General features: G+C 54.7%; 19 protein-coding genes. 8 read left to right on the top strand and 11 right to left on the bottom strand.

What is annotated here, in order from left to right; all coding sequences use genetic code 11:
* The first annotated feature begins 14 nt into the window (after positions 1 to 14).
* A complete protein-coding gene (locus WC598_RS10355; RefSeq protein ID WP_372961423.1) occupies positions 15 to 191 on the top strand; it encodes a hypothetical protein in 177 nt (58 codons plus the stop codon).
* Here WC598_RS10355 and priL read toward each other — a convergent pair.
* A complete protein-coding gene (gene priL / locus WC598_RS10350; protein WP_372961422.1) occupies positions 184 to 1,281 on the bottom strand; it encodes a DNA primase regulatory subunit PriL in 1,098 nt (365 codons plus the stop codon). The two genes, WC598_RS10355 and priL, sit on opposite strands and share 8 nt — an antisense overlap.
* A complete protein-coding gene (locus WC598_RS10345; RefSeq protein WP_372961421.1) occupies positions 1,281 to 2,024 on the bottom strand; it encodes a DNA polymerase sliding clamp in 744 nt (247 codons plus the stop codon). The genes priL and WC598_RS10345 overlap by 1 nt, the downstream gene beginning before the upstream one ends.
* Positions 2,025 to 2,124: 100 nt before the next feature.
* Between WC598_RS10345 and WC598_RS10340 the strand changes: the two genes are divergently transcribed.
* The 4 genes from WC598_RS10340 (at position 2,125) to WC598_RS10325 (ending at position 5,380) form a co-directional block, all read left to right on the top strand.
* Positions 2,125 to 2,706 carry an RlmE family RNA methyltransferase gene (locus tag WC598_RS10340; RefSeq protein ID WP_372961420.1) on the top strand — a complete coding sequence of 194 codons (582 nt, stop codon included), beginning with the start codon at positions 2,125 to 2,127 and terminating at the stop codon, positions 2,704 to 2,706.
* 8 nt (positions 2,707 to 2,714) lie between these two features.
* Positions 2,715 to 3,593, top strand: a complete 879-nt coding sequence (moaA, locus tag WC598_RS10335) for a GTP 3',8-cyclase MoaA (protein WP_372961419.1) — start codon at positions 2,715 to 2,717, stop codon at positions 3,591 to 3,593.
* Between the two features lie 89 nt (positions 3,594 to 3,682).
* Positions 3,683 to 4,195: a hypothetical protein gene (locus WC598_RS10330; RefSeq protein ID WP_372961418.1), complete on the top strand. Its 513-nt coding sequence runs from the start codon at positions 3,683 to 3,685 to the stop codon at positions 4,193 to 4,195.
* A gap of 12 nt (positions 4,196 to 4,207) precedes the next feature.
* Positions 4,208 to 5,380 carry a M20/M25/M40 family metallo-hydrolase gene (locus WC598_RS10325; protein ID WP_372961417.1) on the top strand — a complete coding sequence of 391 codons (1,173 nt, stop codon included), beginning with the start codon at positions 4,208 to 4,210 and terminating at the stop codon, positions 5,378 to 5,380.
* Between the two features lie 15 nt (positions 5,381 to 5,395).
* Here WC598_RS10325 and WC598_RS10320 read toward each other — a convergent pair whose 3' ends face one another.
* From WC598_RS10320 to WC598_RS10290, 7 genes are all read right to left on the bottom strand, one after another.
* Positions 5,396 to 6,400, bottom strand: coding sequence for a tetratricopeptide repeat protein (locus tag WC598_RS10320; RefSeq protein WP_372961416.1), 1,005 nt, complete (start codon positions 6,398 to 6,400; stop codon positions 5,396 to 5,398).
* A gap of 168 nt (positions 6,401 to 6,568) precedes the next feature.
* A complete protein-coding gene (locus WC598_RS10315) occupies positions 6,569 to 7,651 on the bottom strand; it encodes an MFS transporter (protein WP_372961415.1) in 1,083 nt (360 codons plus the stop codon).
* Between the two features lie 10 nt (positions 7,652 to 7,661).
* Entirely contained in the window at positions 7,662 to 9,578 is a 1,917-nt protein-coding gene (locus WC598_RS10310; RefSeq protein WP_372961414.1) for a beta-CASP ribonuclease aCPSF1, read from the bottom strand.
* A gap of 22 nt (positions 9,579 to 9,600) precedes the next feature.
* The gene (gene psmB, locus WC598_RS10305) at positions 9,601 to 10,242 is read right to left on the bottom strand and encodes an archaeal proteasome endopeptidase complex subunit beta (protein ID WP_372961413.1); all 642 of its coding nucleotides are present in this window, start codon (positions 10,240 to 10,242) and stop codon (positions 9,601 to 9,603) included.
* Positions 10,243 to 10,393: 151 nt separating this feature from the next.
* On the bottom strand, positions 10,394 to 11,224 hold the full coding sequence (locus WC598_RS10300; RefSeq protein ID WP_372961412.1) for a CBS domain-containing protein: 831 nt from the start codon (positions 11,222 to 11,224) through the stop codon (positions 10,394 to 10,396).
* Between the two features lie 23 nt (positions 11,225 to 11,247).
* Positions 11,248 to 11,676, bottom strand: a complete 429-nt coding sequence (locus WC598_RS10295) for a universal stress protein (protein ID WP_372961411.1) — start codon at positions 11,674 to 11,676, stop codon at positions 11,248 to 11,250.
* Positions 11,677 to 11,705: 29 nt separating this feature from the next.
* Complete coding sequence (locus WC598_RS10290) at positions 11,706 to 12,755, bottom strand: amidohydrolase family protein (RefSeq protein ID WP_372961410.1); 1,050 nt, start codon at positions 12,753 to 12,755, stop codon at positions 11,706 to 11,708.
* Between the two features lie 45 nt (positions 12,756 to 12,800).
* Between WC598_RS10290 and WC598_RS10285 the strand changes: the two genes are divergently transcribed.
* On the top strand, positions 12,801 to 12,971 hold the full coding sequence (locus WC598_RS10285) for a preprotein translocase subunit Sec61beta (protein ID WP_372961409.1): 171 nt from the start codon (positions 12,801 to 12,803) through the stop codon (positions 12,969 to 12,971).
* A gap of 29 nt (positions 12,972 to 13,000) precedes the next feature.
* On the opposite strand, the gene WC598_RS10280 is transcribed toward WC598_RS10285, so the two are convergent.
* Positions 13,001 to 13,771 (bottom strand): coenzyme F420-0:L-glutamate ligase, encoded by a 771-nt coding sequence (locus WC598_RS10280; protein ID WP_372961408.1) that lies wholly within the window; start codon positions 13,769 to 13,771, stop codon positions 13,001 to 13,003.
* Positions 13,772 to 13,898: 127 nt separating this feature from the next.
* Here WC598_RS10280 and WC598_RS10275 point away from each other — a divergent pair, with 127 nt between their 5' ends.
* The gene (locus WC598_RS10275) at positions 13,899 to 14,180 is read left to right on the top strand and encodes a DUF1922 domain-containing protein (protein ID WP_372961407.1); all 282 of its coding nucleotides are present in this window, start codon (positions 13,899 to 13,901) and stop codon (positions 14,178 to 14,180) included.
* Between the two features lie 186 nt (positions 14,181 to 14,366).
* Here WC598_RS10275 and WC598_RS10270 read toward each other — a convergent pair whose 3' ends face one another.
* Positions 14,367 to 15,539, bottom strand: coding sequence for an ATP-binding protein (locus tag WC598_RS10270; RefSeq protein ID WP_372961406.1), 1,173 nt, complete (start codon positions 15,537 to 15,539; stop codon positions 14,367 to 14,369).
* Between the two features lie 154 nt (positions 15,540 to 15,693).
* Here WC598_RS10270 and WC598_RS10265 point away from each other — a divergent pair, with 154 nt between their 5' ends.
* Positions 15,694 to 16,947 (top strand): NAD(P)/FAD-dependent oxidoreductase, encoded by a 1,254-nt coding sequence (locus tag WC598_RS10265; RefSeq protein ID WP_372961405.1) that lies wholly within the window; start codon positions 15,694 to 15,696, stop codon positions 16,945 to 16,947.
* Positions 16,948 to 17,038 lie beyond the last annotated feature (91 nt).

The raw sequence follows: 17,038 nt of genomic DNA, 5'->3' as shown, positions 1-17,038 counted from the left end.
CAAAAATTCTCTGAATGGATGCACGACTTCTTGATGTGGTCATCGGCTTGATCGCATTTTTAATCTTAATCGTACTACTAGCGGTTCTGCCCATGGTGATGGCGGCAGCATTTGCGTACCTGGCGGCAATAATTGTGTTTATCCTGTTCCTGTCCGGGGCAGGATATCTCGTCAACGAAAAGATCACGTAGGCGGGGAGGGTTTTTTTCCGTCACCCGTATTTTCTGCACCGGATTTTTTATTCGTCCGGAAAACGTCTCTTTTTTTTGCCTTGTAGTAACTCAGCGGATGGTTGACCCGCTCGCACAGTTTGTCCGCATGGACACAGATGCCGGTGGTCCGCATGGCCGCGCATGCCGGCGTTGTATATTCCGTCCCGGAACCGCCCCGGCCGGTGATATGTTCCACCTGGTACATGGTCCGCTCGATATCGAAGTCCGGCGACCGCCCGTAGAGAGCAGCTATCCCCGGCACGTCCAGCCCGATGGTATGCAGGAACGCGGTGAGGGCGAACCGCCCGGCATGAGTTAAGTTGGTGCCGGATGTCAGGGCTGTGATCAGGGCCTGCATGCACGGAGGAAATGCGCTCTCCTCGATCGACCCGAACTGCTGGAGCATCTGCTCCTGGTAGGCTTTTTTGATCCGGGCAGCTTTCGGCGCAAGCTGCTCGCAGAGGGCCGTGGGCACTTTATGCGGGAGATCCCGGCGCATGAGAACCCGTATCCGTTCCCGGAGAAGCTCATAGCGTTCCTCCTTTTTTACCCGGACAAATCCGCGCTCTACCTGGCGGTTGATAAGATGGTACCGGTCATCGTGCATGGGGGATACCAGTTCAACGTAATCGGCAAGCGCCATCCGGTCAGAGGAGACATGGATGCCAAGTTCCTCCGACATTCCTGCAAAAAGGAGGGAATAGTCGCTGTCACCCTGCCGGTAATTCTGGTTCCATTCCTCCTCACTGACAAGAAAATGATACGCCCGCTCGGATTCATACCGGGTCAGCCGGTCGAGCAGCTGGCGGTCGTTTATGCAGGACGCGATGATCCGCGCAAGCGCATACGAGGCGATCTCATCTTCAGCTGACACGGATATTTCGTAATCTGCTTTTTTTTTTGGCGTGAGCGCATCCTGGATACGGGTCACAGCAGATTCAATGAGCGCATCCCCGTGCCGGTCCTTGAGCAGGGCATTAAGAGATGAGAACCGGTTCTTGATATGATCCTGGGCTTTTTTTAAAAACGGAAAATGGGATAGTTCCTTTGCGGATGGAGCAAAATCCATCAGTCAGCCTCTATCCGCGGGGCAAGGAGGTACTCGACGTGGCCGTTCCCGCCGGCAATATCGAACGAGAACCGGACCGGGTGGTCGATACCAAGGAAGATCTCGACCTGGTCGGCCTTGCTCATGACCTTTCCCATATCCTTGAGATAATCGAGCGAGAAGAGGGAGCGGGCTTCAGCCGGGGCAATCGAGATGAGTTCGTCTTTTGAGAATTCGCGCCGGATGTGATCGGTGTCGCCTTCCGCAACAAGATAGAACGTCTCATCCTTGGGATTGATCCCGAGTGCAATCTTGTCCGAGATGACCGCGGCGGCCTTCATTGCGTTATTGAGGTCATCGCCCCTGATAACAATCTTGCCCGGCAGGCTGATAGTCGGGGGATTGGGATCTTTCCTGATGGTATTTGTATCAAGGAGCGTGATGGAGTAGTGGTAGCCATGCACCGAGACCGACATCTTCTGGGCATTGTCGCCAAGTTCAAGGCTGATGAGGTCGCCTTTTCCGGCCATGCCGAAAATGTTCTTCATCTTGGTTATGTCGATACCCAGCTGGCTCGGAGTTGCCTTGAATGAATCGAATGCCTCTTTCTTGAGCGTGAGGTTGATCATCGCCACGTTTGCCGTGTCAACAGCCCGCGTGGAGAATCCCGATTCATCCGTATGCAGCCGGCACTCGGGGATGAGAGCCGAGATCGCATCGATAGCTTCCCTGAAAATGTCTGCATCAATAGTTGCCTTTAACATCGCGTACCCCTTAACAAACTCTCTTATCTAGTATATCGTCATACTTTAATTATAGCGTTTTGGGTTTACAACCCGGAATCAAGAGGGAGATCGATCGGTCATGGGTTCACAATGGGGTTACGATAAAACATACATGCGGGCAAAACATGAGGGGTACCGTTCGCGGGCCGCATACAAACTGATCGAGATCCAGACCAAGTTTTCCATCATCCGTCCCGATGACAATGTCATCGATCTCGGGGCAGCACCCGGCAGCTGGCTGCAGATTCTCCGGACCATGACCCAGGCCCGCGTTCTCGGGATTGATCTCAACCAGATAGCCGATCTTGAGGGTGTGGAAACAATCCAGGGCGACTTAACGGACCCCGAAGTCCAGGAACTGGCCAAATCAACGCTCGGGATCGTCAATGTCGTTGTCTGCGATGCGGCCCCCAAACTCTCCGGGCACCACAGTTACGACCAGGCGCGGATCATCGAACTCAACGAGATGGCACTCGACTTTGCCGTAAAAGTGCTCAAACCCGGCGGCAATTTTGCAATCAAATCCTTCCAGGGCACGGATTTCCCGGAATTTTACAGCGAGGTCAAGAAACATTTCTACTCGGTAAAGACCTGCAACACCAAATCGACCCGTAAGGGAAGTACCGAGCTTTACGTTGTTGCAAAAAATTTCTCGGATTGATCCAGACCATGGTTCTCAAAGACGCCTACAACCGCCCGGTGAGCAACATCCGCATCAGCTTAACACCGCGATGCAATTTATCGTGCATCTACTGTCACCGCGAGGGAGAAGACCACCCCGATGCAGAACTTTCAAAGGAGCAGGTAGCGGAGATCCTGAGGGTTGCAGCAAAGTTCGGCATCCGGAGCGTAAAATTTACCGGCGGGGAACCCCTGCTCAGAAATGATATCATCGACATTGTCCGCTCCGTGCCCCCGGGCATGGAGTCCTCCATGACCACGAACGGGATATTTCTTGCAAAGTATGCCCAGGACTTGAAGGCGGCAGGCATGAAGCGGGTGAACGTGAGCATTGACAGCATCAATCCCGAAACCTACAAAAAGATCACCGGCTTTGACAAGCTCGACAAGGTTCTTGAAGGCATGAAAGCGGGTATCGAAGCCGGTCTCACTCCTATCAAGATCAACATGGTGGTTCTCGAAGGGATCAACGACCACGAGATCGATGATTTCCTTGCCTATATCCGGGGCAACCGCAATCTTGTCCTGCAGCTCATCGAACTCATGGACTTCAACAGCTGCGAGCACCACACCAAGCTTGACGGTCTGGAATCATCGCTTGCTTCGCGCTCAAAGCAGATCATAACAAGGCGGATGCACCACCGGAAAAAATACTGTCTGGACGGGGCTGAGGTCGAGGTGGTCCGCCCGCGCCATAACTCGGAGTTCTGTACGTTCTGTAACCGGCTCCGCGTCACCTCGGACGGAAAACTCAAGCCCTGCCTGCTCCGGACAGACAACCATGTCGATATCCGTGGGAAGAGCGGCGAGGAGCTGGAAGAGCTGTTCAGATACGCAGTCTCCCTGCGGGAACCATTTTACAAATAGCCCCTTTTTTCTTTCAGCCGCCACTGATCTGAATGTCCGGTATCCCTAAACGGCAACGTATTTACAATGCCCAAGCGAACTAAAGGGATATGGAAGACGATAACGAATACCTCCCGGTCCTCGAGCACCTGTACGGGAAATCCTTAATGCTCCACGATACCGGGTCCTTCAACAAAGTTCTTTACTTCTACTTCATCGACTCTCTTGCCCACATAGATTATACCGCCAGCATCTACGCCTACCACTACGAATCCCCGAAAAATATTATGGGCGCAGAGTACCTGCGCTGGAGAATTGATGAGGAGAAGAAAGGTGACCGGCCGAAATTCCCCGGGTTTGTAAACTGGCTCAGAAAAGAGAAGCCGGACCGGTTCCTTCGTCTCCCGTCCCTCTGGCAGATGATCTACGACAGCGAAGACCCCGCAAGCTACCGGAGTTTCCGGATCGTTCTCGATCCCGACAGCAAGCGCCCGCTTCCCGCGGAGTTCTTCTTTCCGGTTATCGACGAGTTCTTCGAACCCGAATTCTTAAAGAGCCTGTATGACGACGCATCCCTCTCGGGCCTTTTTAGGGAGTATTGTTCACAGATCAGGGCAGAATGAGGTGCAGCGGGAATGCAGGTTAACCGGATCTGTTCCGATCTTGTCGCGATAAACAGCGAGAACCCGCCGGGAGCAACTGCGGAGGTCATCGAGTACATCCGGGTATTCCTGGAGGGGATTGGAATCCGCTCGCAGGTTTTTGAAGCCTCGAAAGATGAACATAATCTCATTGCAGAAGATCCATCCACCAGCCTTCTTCTCATGGGACATGTTGATGTGGTCCCGGCTCGGGACGAGACCTGGACCCACCCGCCGTTTTCCGGCCATATAGAGGGGGGGTTTGTCTGGGGACGCGGGGCAACCGATATGAAAGGCGGCTGTGCCGCGATCCTTGCTGCCTGTGAGGCACGGGTGAACCAGGGCATGGAACTGCCGGCCTCACTGGCATTCGTCTGCGATGAAGAGACGGGCGGGAAGCAGGGGACACGGTATCTTCTTTCAAAGAAAGCACTGCATCCCTGCGACTGCCTGATAGCAGAGCCGACCCCGACACGTCACCCGACAATCGGCCAGAAAGGGCTCTCCCGGCTCGACGTGAGGTTCTCCGGAACCCCGGGTCACGGCTCCCTCTATCCGGCGGTAGGGGTCAGTGCCATTGTCGAGGCAATGGACTTAATCGGGTACATGAAAACGGAGAGCGCTGCCAGTTACCCGGTTGACGAAAACCTCCAGGAGATCATTGAAGCTTCAAGCGGGGTGTTAAGCCAGGAGTTTCATATCGAAGGGGTCCGGGATATACTCAAACGGCTGACGTTTAATCCCGGGATTATACATGGCGGGGAAAAATCCAATGTCGTAGCACAGCACTGCGACCTTGAACTCGAGATGAGGATCCCGTGGGGATGCGATATTACAAAACTCTTAAGCCGCATACGCGAACATGCACCCCGGGGAACGGTCGTTTCCGCGGAGACAAACGAACCGTCGTTCACGGATCCGTCCTGTCCGCTTGTTTCAATAACCTGCAGCGAGATCGCCAAAGTGTACGGGGGGAAGACCTTCCCCATTGTCCAGTGGGCGGCAAGCGATGCACGGCATCTCCGCCTTAAAGGATTCCGGGTGATCGAATATGGTCCCGGGGAGATCTCGCTCCTTCATGCAGTAGACGAACGCGTTACGGTTGACGCCCTGGAAAAAGCATCGCTCATTTACCAGGGAATCCTGAAAAGGTACGCGGAAAACTAAAAGAGAATATTTTTTTTATTTTTGAATTTTCCTTGAGAGAAATACAAGGAAACTGACACCAATCACGGCACAAAGAGCGGTGACGGGAGAAAGCGGGGAATAGGTTGTCTTCCGGGGAACCGGGACACTCGTTGCAGGGATTTCAGGATTGATTGTTTCAACGGGTGCTGCCGTTGCAATCGTCAATGTGGTTCCTGGGGAGGTCGCGGTGGGAGATACCGTTTTTGCAGAGGTCGCGAGTTTCCAGGGAGGTATTGTCGGCGTTGGCGTTCCCCCGGAAATATTGTACATCTGGGTTTTCCCGTACATATCAGCCCTGTTCTTCTGGGCATCAGCAAATGAAGGAGAGATCCCGAGTGCCTTGTTGAAACAGTCAGTGGCATCCATTGGTCTCCCAAGACCTGCCAGGGCAAGTCCCTTGTTGTTCCAGACCTCGGCACTTTTCACCGTGATTGCAGTTGCGTGATCGAATGCATCCAGGGCCTCTGTGTATTTTTTCTGGGACAGGTACGCAACACCCAGGCTGTTCCAGGCATCGAAGTTGGCAGAGTCGAGAGCCGTGCATTTGGTATACGACACTGCGGCCATATCCGATAAATTCAGGTACATGTACGAAGAACCCTGAGCGCAGTACGCTTCTGCACGGTTGCCCTGAACCACGAAGAGTTTGTCATAAGCAACCACGGCTTCAGCATATCGTGCCAGATGATAGAGGGCAAATGCCCGGGCATTCAGCGCATCGGCACCGGATGAACGAATGGCAAGCGACTGGTCTGCGGCTGCAAGAGCTGCATCGTACTGCCCCAGGTTGTTGAGTGCAACTGCTTTTCCGGACAATGCAATTGCGGAACTCTTGTCAAGCTCAAGAGCATTATTGAAATACGTGAGTGCCAGGTCATAATTTCCAACCGTTATCGCATTCTGGCCCTTGAGGATCCAATCTCCGGAATCCTCTGCCGAGACTACAGGCACCGCGACAAGCGCGAGGATAAGACACAGGAATAGTACATTCAATCGCATAATCTCATGACGAACTTTCCTTTGATCGCTGATGAATGTATTGTTTTTCACTGGATCGGACGGTTTTTTCCCGCCACCACGCGCCCCAGATTCATGATCCGGACACCCATTTTGACGGACTGAATATGCGGGAGAAGTGCAGACTGAAGGGATCCCGCAAAAAGAAAATTACCGGCATAATTTCGTGCAGGACGTGCATCGGCCAATTGTCACAAGAACAACCAGCCCGCAGGCAGCTGCGGCACAAAACGCAGCGAAAAACCCGGCTTCATCGGCAACAACACCGGCAAGTACCGGGAGAAGGGCCATTCCCAGGTAGCTCGTTGTCGAAAAGACACCCATGACAAGACCCTGGTGTCCTTTGATACCGGCAAGGAACGCCATCTGGGCGATCATCACAATTCCCGCTACCGCTCCAAGCAGCATGAGGCCAAGCGGCGTATAGAACGAGAGGATGGCACCGAGGGCCATAAGAACTGCCGAACAACGGATCGTTGCTATCGGCGGCAGCGAAAACCGGGTGATCAGGAGGACGGCAATAATGGTCGCTACACTCATCCCGCCAATCCAGATCCCAAGGATATCGGCCGGGAGACCGGAAAATTTCGGGTACAGCGAACTCGCAACACCGGTGATTCCGACAAGGATGACCGAGGAGAGCCAGAGCCACCGGTACTCACGGAGGAGCGTGCGGAAAAACGCATAATCAAATGTTTTTGCAACGCGTTCCCCGCGATCCCGGAGGGAGAGACTGACGAGTGCCGGGATAATTGCAAGACACGTAAACGCAAGGACGCCGGCCTGGGGATATGCCATTGCCGTGGAAAGCCAGCCGGAACAGACAAGACCGAGAACAAGGCCGGCATTCAAGAGGGCCATGAAATACCCGCTCATCCTTGCGTGGTCGGGACGGGAATTCACGCAGGACATTGCTGCAGCAACAAAGAACCCGGCGCCGATACCTTCAGCCAGACGGAGAACGAGCACGGGACCGGGCAAAAGAGCAAAGGTGAGGAGAATGCCGCTTATGACCGTCATTGCAAGGCCGGCCTTCATCATCGTCATCCGGCCGAAGCGGTCAGAGAGGATTCCCCCGGGAAGGGTACTGACAAGGGCCCCGAGGAAGTATGCGGAATAGATTGCCCCCTGGACCGAAGACGAATCCGCGTATGCCGGAAGTACGGGCACAACCGCGTTCGAGAGGGCCATGACAACAAAGATGCCGAAAAAAAGGATGAAGGGGGTACGCATTGCAATCAGGTCAGACCATACGATAGGTCTCGAGATTCATGGGCGAATGGGTCTCGATGTGGTACCGCTTGTAGATGGAACTGGCGAGATCGATAGTGTTGTTCTCGTCCCCGTGGATACAGAAGATCTTCTCGGGCCGGGGCTGGATCTGGCCGATGTAGTTCATCAGCTGCCGCCGGTCGGAGTGGCCGGAGAAACCATCGACCGTGACAATCTCGAGGTTGATGGTGATCGTTCCCTTCCGGCCCATCGGCACCTCGCGCCAGCCTTTCTGGATGCGCCGGCCGTACGTGCCGTCGGCCTGGTACCCGACAAAGACAAGCGCGTTCTTCTCGTCCTGGGCAAGATTCAGGAGATATTCCATGACCGGGCCGCCGTTGAGCATCCCGCTCGTGGAGATGATGACGCACGGGTCGCCGTTCATCACTTTCTCGCGCAGGTCGGACGAGTCCACCTGCTGGAAGCATTCGGCAAGGAACGGGTTCATGCCTTCGCGGAAGATCTGGTTGCGGAGTTCCGTGTTCAGGTACTCCGGGTACGTTGTGTGAATGGCCGTAGCCTCGCGGATCATACCGTCAAGGTAGATCTTGACTTTCGGGATCTTCTCAAGACGCATACCTTCTTCGAGGGCGAGCATGACTTCCTGGGACCGGCCAACGGAAAAGGCCGGGATGATGACTTTCCCGCCGCGCTGGATGACATTGTTAACGGTCTCGTAGAGCCGGGCTTCGGCATCGGCCCGGGGCTGCTGGAAATCATTGGACCCGCCGTACGTGCTCTCCATGAAGAGCGTTTCAAGGCGCGGAAACTGGTTGACCGCCGGGTTGAAGAGCCGGCTCTTGCTGTAATTGAAGTCACCGGTGAACGCGATATTGTACATCCCGTCACCGATGTGGAAATGGGCGATTGCCGAGCCAAGGATGTGACCGGCGTTGTGGAACGTGAGCTTGATATCGGGGGCTATGTCCGTGACGCTGCCGTAGTTGAGGGTGATGGAGTGCCGGATATAGGTCTTGACATCCTGCGAGGAATAGGGGATCTTCCGGTCTTCCTTGTTGATCACATCGAGGTAGTCCAGCTGGAGCATGGCCGAGAGGTCGCGGGTCGGGGGGGTAGAGTAGACCGGGCCTTCATAGCCATATTTGTACAGGAGGGGAACGAGGGCGCAGTGGTCAAGGTGGGCGTGGGTGAGAACAACCGCATCGAGCTGGGAGAGGGGGTGGATCTCCGGGACATACAGGTACGGGGTGCCGTTCTGGTTATCCGGTTTTTCCCCGCAGTCAATGAGCACTTTGCTGTTTGGCGTCGAGAGAAGGAAGGCTGCCCGGCCCACTTCCCGGCAGCAGCCGAGCATGGTGACCCGGAGCCACTGGTCCCGCTTCACGGCATCCTTGCCTTCTTCCCGCCCGGGAATATCGCGGTGGATACGGCGGCCGATTGTCCGCAGGAACTGTTTTCGTTCCTCATTGACAGATCGGAGATACTGCCGTACCTGCTTGACCGTGCTGCTCTCAATCGGCGGAGTCCGGACAACTTTCGGGGTCCAGCCGATATGGCGGGTGATATCCCGGAGGGTGGTTCCGTTCTTGCCGATAACAACACCGGGCTTTTCTGCTTCGATTAAGACTTCGCCGGTATCAGCATCAAAAAAGATGTCCGTTATGCCGGCAGTCTCCGGGACAACGGCCTTGATATCGTTGTAAGCCTTCTCGGGATCTTCAAGGATCGTCGGCCGCACTACGATCCTCTTGCGCAGGTCGCGGGCAAGGATCTTGATCAGGTCAGCCTCGTCTGCAAACCGTTTCGGGTCGTCAGTATAAATGACGAGTTCGGGGCCTTCGAATTCTACCTGCGTCACCGTAATGCCATGGGGCACTTTCTCGTTGATCTTGTCTTTTAGCTCTTTGAGCCGCTCTTCGATTTGCATGAAATAATCGTCCTAAAAAAGTTTATGAAGAGGTCTTTGCGAGATATTTCTTCACAATATCCTCGCTCTGGACTTCATACTTGTCTTTTGTGATTACAACAATGTGGATTCCTTCACCGGATCCGGCGTCGCGTTTCATTGCCGATTTAAGCCCGCGGACGGCAATCTCGATCGCCTCGTCCTCGCTCATATTGGGCCGGAACCGGTCCTCCAGTACACCGTATGCCATTGGGGAGCCGGAGCCGGTTGCAACAACTTCCTCCTCCTTAGTAGCACCACCCATTGCATCAACCGAATAGACGCCCGGACCTTTCTCGTCAACGCCGCCAACAAGGAGCTGGACGTAGTACGGGAAGTACCGGTTCTGGTTGAGATAATTGGAGAGGAGCGTTGCCGTGGCACCGACCGTGATCGGGCGGGACCTTCGGATCTGGTATAAGTTGCACTCGACCGTGAGGATGCGTGCGAGCTGCTGTGCATCGCCGACCCCGCCGGCAGTGGTCATGCCGATCCGGTCTGCCACCTGGTATACTTTTTTCGCTTTCTTGCTTGCGATCATGTAGCCCATGGTCGCCCGCTTCTCGGTTGCTAGGATCACACCACCGGCAAAAACGATACCGATGGTTGTCGTCCCCTTCATGGACTCCTGTACCTGTTCAGGCATAGTAACACCCTAAAAATAAATGAACGCTAAAAAATTTTCTTAAAAGCGCCTGAAATATTAGATGATAGATGGAAATTTAAAGGTTTCCAATGGTGCATTGACGCAGGGACGGGTTTTTTCCGCCCCGGCGTTCAGGGGGCACCGGCGCTTTTTATTCAGATCTGTCGTTGCACATTGCCCGGATCAGGTCGCGGTCAAAGAGCATGGCAACGAGTTTCTTGTCGCCATTCACAACCGGGAGCTGGTCTACACGCGAGCGTTTCATCTTGAGAGCACACTCGCTCACTTCGGCATTCTGCGGGACTGCCACAACGTTCCTGACCATGGCCAGTTTTACGGGCCGGTTGGGAAGCTGCACGCGGGAGATCCCAAAACTGATGGTGTGGTTATCGCGAATGCTCTCCCAGGTCCATTCATCATCATCAGTCCCGTTGGAGAAATCGGATACACCTACAGAATCCTCAATGCTGGAATTCCGGATCAGGTCACGTTCCGAGATGATGCCCTGAAGTTTGTTCTCAGCATCGAGAATAGGAATTGCATCAACGCCGGAGATCTCCATGACCCTGCCGACAACCGGAAGGGGAGTCTCTTCCCAGAGGGCAAACGTGTTGCTCGTGTACTTGTCCTTGATCTCTTCGCGGTTCTTGAGCTGGGCAAGGCCGGAGATGACGTCTGCTACCGACAGGAGACCTACCAGCACCCCATCCTCAACCACCGGCAGTCTGCGGATCCTCTGGGATACGAGCATCCGGGCTGCTTCTTTGAGTTCCATGTCCGGCCCGATTACAACCGGTTTCGAGGTCATGAGAAGGCCGAGCTGGGTCTCTTCGGGCTTCCTGAGCAGATCCTTTCGCGTGATGATCCCGACAATCTTCTTGTTCTTGATTACCGGAACACCGGAGATTCCCGTGCGTTTGAGAATTTTTAAGACATCATCGCGGTTTCCCGGGATATCAACGTGGACTACATCCGACGTCATGTAGTCTTTGACAATCTGGTCTGTTATGATCTCACCACCAGGGTAGAGACCGTGCTGTGGGTTACAACAAACGTGCTTACGCTGCCAATCAGGAGACGGTCTGTCTGGCTCTTTCCATGGGAGCCGACAACGATCAGGTCCGCCTTGATCTTATCTGCGAGGGTGATGACTTCGCTTCCTGCATGGCCTGACAGAGCATGTGCGGTAAAAGCAACGCCTTTTGCTGCGGCGGTAACTTTTACCTTCCCGAGAACTGCTTCGCCCTCCTTCTGGAGAACATTGTACATGATCTCGACAGTATTATCAGCAGGAAGGGATGAGAACAAACCGGTTTCAACAACATAGGCAGCATGGAGCGTTGCATTTCCTGCCTTTGCGATATCGACCGCTTTGTCAAATGCACACCGGCTGGCCTCCGAACCATCTATTGCGACAAGGATTGTTTTAAACATGGTCATCACCCAAAACAAACATGCCTTTTTTATTTGAGTTGTAAATTAAAAACATTATTGCCGATATCGGCAAAATTCGCCCGTTTCACCAGCGTGGCAAGCGGATCGCGCGAGAATCGCAGGGCGGATGCAGAAAAGGAGATCGCAAACAGGTTTGCAGGTGCGCCCTTCCGGATAAAATACGGGCTTCCGGTGAGGAAAGACCCGTCAACTGCGGAGTGGAGAATCTCCCGGGGTTCGAGCCCGTATATGGCGGACACAAATGCCATCTCGGAGAAGAGATCGGGAGGCACGAACATCACGTTGTCGGTGCCGAGCAGGATCCGGCAGCCGCAATCCTGCATCAGCCTGATCGGAGGATGGCGGGAGGTATTAGTTACACCCAAAATCCAGTTGGACCGGGGACAGACCGCTATCGGGATCCCGTTCTCGGCACAGAACCGGAGCTGTTTTTTCGTTGCATGCGTTGCGTGAATGATAAGATCGGGGTCAAAGGCAAGGGCGGAGTCTACATCCTCCGAATCCCGTTCGCCGGCATGGAACGCCACCATCTTTCCGGATTTCCGGGCCTCTCCCACCTGCCGTTCAGCGTCCGCACAATCCCGGGTGCTGCTGATCCCAAGACCCCCGGCAATCAGCTCGCCACCTTCCCGCCCGAAGACGAGCGGGGTCACCGGCAGGCCCCGGGCTGCGTCCCGCAGGGCAAGGACACCCTCGCGGCCCCCTTCCCGGAAGTCAGCGCACCCGGCAGTACCGGACCGGGCCATACCCTCAAGGCTCTCCCGCATGCCGGCAACAAGATCCTCGCGTGACGCTGCTGCAAGAAGCCGGTGCTTCAGGCCGTCCGGGGGGGTGACGAGCGAGATGAGGTCTCCCGTTACTCCACAATCCATGGCAATCGTATCGCCAAGATGCGTGTGGGCATTGAAGAGTGCCGGGCAGAGGATTACCGGAGGGGCGCGGGGATTCTCTTCAATCGCTATGATAATTCCGTCCCGGATGTGAATGTCAGCCGGTGAAAACAGAAGATCTTCTCCAAGAAGGGCCTGGCCGGAAAGGATCTGCTCGGTGCTTTTCATAGAAGGTAACTCTTTTTTATATGCCGGGAAACGAAATATATTTGTATGGCAAAGAAGCAAGGTGGAAGATTACTCTCCTCAGCAGGTCTCGTCAACTATTACGAGAGCGAGGACCGGCGGGCTGTTCATATCAGCCCGGTAGCGGTCATGGTAGTCGCGGCAGCAATCGGGATCATCATCTACATCCTGGACATCATCTTCGCGACCACCGTATAATTTTTTTTATCCAATTCTTAAAAAACAGGTTATTCAAAAGCGGTCTTTTTCAGGACCCGCTTTGTGATATCCTCGTCTTTGCTGAAGTACAGGTTGTCATGGCCCGACCATCTTCCGCAGTTTCGGAATATGACCGCCGGAATCCCATTGTTGCTCTCCCCCATAACAAAATTGGAGAACCCGGCGATCTCGTCCACAACCGCTTCTTCAGTTATCTTGAGCACGTGCCCGAAGAGATCGGTATCGCCCCGGAAATCCCGGATCGCGGGAAACCCGCTCCACCCGATAGCATTACCGGTCTGGCCGCGCCGGAAGGACCGGCCGCAGGTGTCGGTGATGATAACGCCGACATCATTCCCGCTGACCTTTTTTATCTCGTCCCGGAGCTCTGCTGCGGATTTCATTGGATCGGGGGGGAGGAAGATGACCATCCCGTCTTCGATGTTGGACTGGTCAACACCGGCCCGAACGCCGATATGCCCGAATGCGAGTTCCGAGAGGATGAACGGATGCTCCATGATAATATCATCCGAAGCATCCAGCACGGCCTGGACAAAGCGGGGATCCTCGCCATTCAGCTTCCCGAGCCGCTCGGCCCGCTCTGTTGCGGTAATGGCGGAAAGCTTCTTGGTATAACCTTTGGCTTTAGAATAAATGGTCGAGGCTACACAGAGGATATCTCCCTCCTGCAACGACATTTTTTCACAGACCAGTGCCGCGATATTGTCACCAGCGTGGATGAGGGGAAGTCCCCGGACACCCATGACCTGAATCTGTTCCATGACCAAAATCGGTTCCATAATCACATCTCTATGAGAAGAACTGACGATATAGGGGTTTCGGATTGCTCCCGCGGGAATAAACGGCGGCCCTTTTTACCGGAAAGCGATATATTTTTAAGAGGATAACACGCATGACGTGATTACCATGTACCTCATCATCCGGTGCCCGGGATGCAGGAAGTTCTCGTACGTGGATCGTTTCCAGCGCTGGAAACTCTGCCCGCAGTGCGGCCATGCCAATGAAGTGAATAAGTCTCCCGCATATCTCGATGTTGAGGACTTCCACGAGGCAGAACATATTGTAAAAGAGATGGAAAAGCATCTCCACGCAACCAAAAAACCGGATTTCTCCCCGGAAGAGGCAGCCGAACTGCGCCACCACTACACCGAGGCGCTTCGCAGGCGGACAAAAAGTCACCACCACTAACAGGATTTTTTTGACCGGGGAACCGGTGGGTTGGTAAAAAAATACACCCTGTACGAATCATGCCCACGGGAGTGCAGGGTCACAACAACGGTTCCGCAGAGAAACGTGATCCCCCGTGATGCGAGGGTCCCGGCCTGTGATCGGGAAAGATACCGGGGAAGGGGCATGTCCGACAGGCAACAGAATTTAAAAAGATACGTTCCCGGTCCGGAAATAACCTTTCGGGACCGTAATCTCGAACCGTGCTCCATGACCCTGTTCCCCAGTCTCATGGATCGAAAGGCCGGTGATGCCCAGAATATCCCGGGAGAGGAAGAGACCAAAGCCGGTGTTCCTGAAATGTTTGCGGAGAAATATCGCTTCCTTGAACTGCTCAGGAACGCCGCACCCGTCATCTTCGCAGAGGATGCAGGCAGAGTCATTTGAAATTTCTGCCCTGAAGGTGATACGGGTCAGGCTTCCCCCGTGCCGGAGGGCGTTCTCGATAAGGTTATAGAATACCTTCTCGAGCAGCGGGTCGGCATAGATCCAGAGGCTGCCGGTCTCGACCGTAACCGTTACGGACGAGAGCGGGAGGACAGCAGCTGAGGTGAGGATGGTCTCTCTGACGTCAAACCACCGGGGCGTCTCAATACCGATATCCTGGTAATCCTTGGTGAACTGGATCTGGACAACCAGGGTTTCTATGATCTCTTCCTGGACCGTGAGATATTCCGTGACCGTTGGATTGGTAACTTCCCCTTTCATCAGCTCAAGGTATCCTTTAAGACCGGTGAGCTTGTTGAGGATATCATGACGGGTGATACTCGAGAGCAGGTTGAGCTTTTTATTGGCCTGGGCAAGGGCAAGGGCAAACCGGTTCAGCTCGGATTCATGGTAATGCATCTCCTGCTCAAAGACCCGGTGTTCGGTGACATCGGCAGCAAAACCTTCAATAACTGATTCCCCGTCGCCGGATATCGGGAGTTTCCAGGCCTGGATCGAGACCCAGATTGCCGATCCATCCTTTCGTTTCAGGCTGATCTCCCGGCCGGATACGGATCCCTCTGTTATTATCTCTGACGTGAGATCCTCGAAATCGCCGGCAAGAACCACGAGGTCGCGCGTACGTTTCCCAATCAGCTCCTCTGCGCGTTCGTACCCGAGCAGCCTTGGCAGAACCGGATTTGTCGAGAGGATACGCCCCTCGGGACCTCTTGAAAGCTGAAACATTCCCAGGGTAACATGCTCTGCCATTGTGCGGAATCTCAGCTCGTAGTCCTGCGACGCCGCTTTTGCAGGTATCTTCATTCCGGGAGTGCCAGCACCGTCTGACATCGTATATGCAATCTTGGACGGATTCACCATATATGCTTTCATACGGTTCCTGTGGGCCTGCCCGGGCAGAATAGCGGAAAGCCATGACCCGTGAAGAGAGAACGCGCGGATACCGGAAAACCGGAAACACCGGTCCGGTGATCCTGACAGAATGATTCATCTGGAATGCACCGGCATTAATCTGTAGGAGGCATGTATGGGGGAATCAGACATTGTGGTGGCAGGCGCCGGGCCTGCAGGCCTTTTTTGCGCAATCCAGGCTGCGGCTGCCGGTCTCCGGGTTCTCGTTCTCGAAAAGAACCCGCAGCCCGGGGCCAAGCTCCTGCTGGCCGGTTCCGGCCAGTGCAATATCACGCATAACGGGGAGATCCGGGAGTTTATTAACCATTACGGGGATCACGGAAAATTTTTAAAGCCGGCCCTCCTGTCGTTCACCAACCGGGACCTCATCGCTTTTTTCCAGGAGCGGGGCCTTTCGGTTATGACGGAAGAGAACGGCAAGATCTTCCCGGCATCACGGAGCTCTCCTGAAGTGCTGGAGGTCCTCCTTGCCGAATGCCGGAAACAGGGCGTTGTCATCCGGTGCGGCGAGCCGGTTACGGGCATTGCCCGTACGGGCAATGCGTTCACGGTCACGACCGGGAGTGGAACGTACCACACCGCAACCGTTGTCATCACCACCGGTGGCGCATCCTACCCGAAGTGCGGGACAACCGGCGACGGGTACCGGTTTGCCGCTGCGCTCGGCCAGCCGGTAACGGAAACAGGCCCCGCGTTAACCCCGCTCCTCATCCGACCGTTCCCGTTTGCGGCCCTTGCCGGCATCTCGTTTGAAAAGATGCATTTTACGGTCTGGCGGGAAAACAAAAAAACGGGTGATCATACCGGCGACGTTCTCTTCACCCACCTCGGCCTGTCCGGACCCGGTATCCTCGATGCCTCGCGGAACATCCGGCCCGGTGACGTGATACGGCTCTCATTTGTCAGCCCCATGCGGCGCGAGGAGTTTTCAGCCGACCTTGCACAGCGGGCAGCGGAGAACACCAGCTGGCAGGTGAGCACGATCCTGGCAAAGTATCCTATCCCTGAACGGCTGAACCGCAAGCTGCTGAAGATCTCCGGCATCGGGGAGGATCTCAAATGCGCCCACTTCTCGGCAGGCCTTCGATCTGCCCTCGTGACAAACTGTACGGAGTTTTCCCTCACGGTCGCAGCGCTCGGAGAATATTCTGTTGCCATGGTCACGCGGGGCGGCGTTGCGCTCGATGGCGTGAACGGGAAGACAATGGAGTCGAAGATTGTGCCGGGCCTCTTTTTTGCGGGCGAAGTTCTGGATATTGACGGCGATACCGGGGGATACAACCTGCAGGCCGCGTTCTCGACCGGGTACCTGGCGGGTACAGCAATCAGGAAGCGGTGGGAAGAAACAAACATACCCCCGGAGAATTGAAACGAAACCTATGTGTGCAGGAAAAAAATACAAGAATGAGAGAAACCATTTTCCTGTCAAATATACTCCGTTACACGATACCAACTGACTC

The organism is Methanoregula sp. (genome assembly GCF_041645475.1).
Lineage (GTDB): Archaea > Halobacteriota > Methanomicrobia > Methanomicrobiales > Methanospirillaceae > Methanoregula.
The sequence above is the reverse complement of the archived record's forward strand: the minus strand, read 5'-3'. Positions and strand labels throughout refer to the sequence as shown.